Origin of the sequence: Bacillus sp. EB600 (assembly GCF_024494385.1) — a bacterium.
In the GTDB taxonomy this organism is placed as follows: Bacteria; Bacillota; Bacilli; order Bacillales; family Cytobacillaceae; genus JAEVLT01.
In genome coordinates, this window is sequence record NZ_JAEVLT010000100.1 from 1 (window position 1) to 2839 (window position 2839).

Sequence of the window (2839 nt, forward strand, 5' to 3'; positions counted from 1 at the left end):
TAGGGCAAGGTTGTGTCCGAACAGTATAATCTACGCCTGTGGAGATTGTGTAAGATATATTGGGAAAACCCCACTATGCTACGGTTGATGAATCAGGAAGCCCCTTCTTCAAAACAACCCGAAAGGGTGTTAAGGAGGGGTCATTCACGGTGCTTGTTTCAGTAGGCTCCTTGTGGCATGTAAACCTCTCCTTTCTTGTGTTACTTCATGAACACAGTTTATTATTGCCCTGGCCTATTTGCTTTAGCCCCCAAAAAGCATCAGAATATATTTCTGCCTGCAATCTAATAGAGAAAGTACTTATTAATTTAATTAAAAATGGGAGAAAAACAATATTATATAAGGTGCCCTAGGCAATACTGATGGACAAAATCACACAAAATATCTTTCTGCGGTGTCTGACTCCAATTTTATGTGACATATTAAAACTGGAAATCTATATCCCGTTTTTTACAATAAATTGGTAACCCCCTACTGGGAGCCAGGCACCAAAGTTCAAGACCTATTCGATGAATTAGCTGAAGAAGGTATTTTTCAAATGGTGATGAAGACATCTATGTAAGTAAATAAATTGAGAAATAATGGATTAAATTATCACCGTGTTTCACTTAAAAAGTGGAGGGCGATAATGGTAGTGGAAGAATGAAGTTGATGGTGAATCAATTTATTGCATGTAGCCGCAAAAGTAAGTGTTCCAAAGGGGGATTTCGTAATTGAAGAAAGGCATTTTTTTAGACCGGGATGGAGTCATCAATGAAGTAGTAAGTCATCGGGTAAAGTATGTGAACAAGCCTCAAGAATTCTATCTATTAGATGGGGTAGCCGAGGCGATCCGCCAATTAAACGAAACGGGTCTTCCGACGTTTGTGGTCACGAATCAAGGGGGAATCGGACTTGGATTCATGAAAGAGACAGCCTTACATAGGATTCATGAAAAAATGAAGAAGGATTTAGCGAAAGAGGGTGCTGCCATCGACGATATTGCCTACTGCCCTCACAAACCAAAAGCGGGATGTCGTTGTCGCAAACCTGAAGTCCAAATGCTGCAAGATTTAGCCGAAAAGCATGACATCTCCTTACCTGACAGCATTATGGTAGGGGATAGGGAACCTGATATTTCAGCCGGGAAAAAGGCAGGATGCAAGACCGTGTTTATTGGAGAAAAGAGAGATAATCCTGGAGCGGATGCCGTGTTTCCGGATTTGCTGTCAGCCGTGCCGTGGATTTTGGCGAACTAAACAAATAAAGCCCCTCGTTGTAGGGGCAATCTGCCTTTGAAGAGCACAAGCAGTTTCATTTTGAATATAATTTTGGGGTTTCATAGCTACATGAAATTCTTGTTGAAAAAAAGTTATCTTTTTGATAATCCTGAAACCTGCTGTAGTAGAAGTGTAACAACACCTGTCGGACCATTGAGGTGCTGGGTGATAAAGAATGAAAAGAACATGCATCATAATGTAAGACCAAGATTCTATATTGCATGATTATAGAACCTTTGCTGATAATGAGACAATGCTAACAGTAGGAATATATAACGGTAGCTATCATAATGGACGTAGAAGTGCAGCCTAATGATCTTTGGATGATTAGGCTTGCCGGTTATCCTGTAAATATTTTCAATGTTGCTAACGTCCATGCCGATAATATAGTCGAACTTCCAAAAGTCTTCTTTCTTTAGGTGGCGTCCAACAAGTCTATCAGAAGAGATATTGTATTTTTTTAGAATATCAAGAGTTCCTTCGTGCGGAGGAAAGCCGAATTGCCATGAACTAGTTGCAGCGGAATCAACTGCAATTTTGTTAGTCAAATTTTCTTTTTTGACTAAGTGGCGAAACAAAGCTTCAGCCATAGGTGAACGGCAAATATTCCCCAGGCATACTTTGGTTATAGGACTAGACCTTTGTCCTTTTTAAATACATTTGTAAAATTAAGAGTAAAGGAATGATTAAAGAACATATCTGTTTTAACAATTCTGAAACTTCGAAATTAAGAATATACTAATAAAAAAATGACTGAAGGTGAGATTGTCAAAAAATAGCTGTTTTTATAGGTAGTCTAACTAGCAATTGCATTTCTTGCGAATGCTTTGATTTTTTTCATGGTTGGTTTAGAGGTTTCTCGAATAGGTTTTTAAGGGAAATGGAAAATTGTTAAAGTTAGCATAGTAATTGTTGTTTTTCACGAATTGTGGCTGTGTTTGCGACTCTTTCATTTGATCGAACGGTTTCATTTTCATGGAAGATTGTTATTGGTACGGAGAGAGGCAAAATCGTTCGTCTCAGGCCTTCTCTTTACAAGTCGAAGCAGGCATTGAATTTTTACCGGATCCATCAATAGCGGCTTCGATCCATGAAGAATGGACTCCACGACTCAAGCCCATAACAGGTTAATCCATGGCTTGAATTCCTTAAAGATGAATATAACCAAATGCCAGATCAATCAAATATTACTGCCTTTTATGTTTCCTGAATCAAGGTACGGCAAAGGGAAGAACTTTTATTTAAAAGGTGCATTTTTTTTCATTAAAAATTAATTCAAATCTAATCTTATAATAACTCAACTTTCGCACACTGAAATAGGCAGGTATACCTTGATATAGCTGGGCAAGCCTGCGATCCATTGTTGTAGTTTACTTTTGATTAACTTTTGAATTTTCTTGTTACTCTCTTTAAGGGTATCTTCAAGAAGCTCAATTAATTGCTGAAGTGCAATAGCCCAGTCGAGGTCACTGATTTCATCACAAAGTTCATAAAACATTCCGCCTAGTGTTCTTTCGTCCGTGCTACATCGGTTTTGCCAGGAAAGCACAATGTATCGTGTAAAGACGATCGTTGTATGG

General features: G+C 38.5%; 1 protein-coding gene and 2 pseudogenes. 1 reads left to right on the forward strand and 2 read right to left on the reverse strand.

Annotation, left to right across the window (positions count from 1 at the left end):
• Nucleotides 1–713: 713 nt before the first annotated feature.
• The gene (locus tag JN080_RS28585) at nt 714–1238 is read left to right on the forward strand and encodes a D-glycero-alpha-D-manno-heptose-1,7-bisphosphate 7-phosphatase (RefSeq protein ID WP_256239323.1); all 525 of its coding nucleotides are present in this window, start codon (nt 714–716) and stop codon (nt 1236–1238) included.
• A gap of 329 nt (nt 1239–1567) precedes the next feature.
• On the opposite strand, the pseudogene JN080_RS28590 reads toward JN080_RS28585, so the two are convergent.
• Together JN080_RS28590 and JN080_RS28595 are read right to left on the reverse strand one after the other, a co-directional pair.
• A pseudogene (locus JN080_RS28590) lies at nt 1568–1849 on the reverse strand (arsenate reductase/protein-tyrosine-phosphatase family protein); the annotation flags it as partial.
• 707 nt (nt 1850–2556) lie between these two features.
• Nucleotides 2557–2839: pseudogene (locus JN080_RS28595) on the reverse strand (IS4 family transposase); the annotation flags it as partial.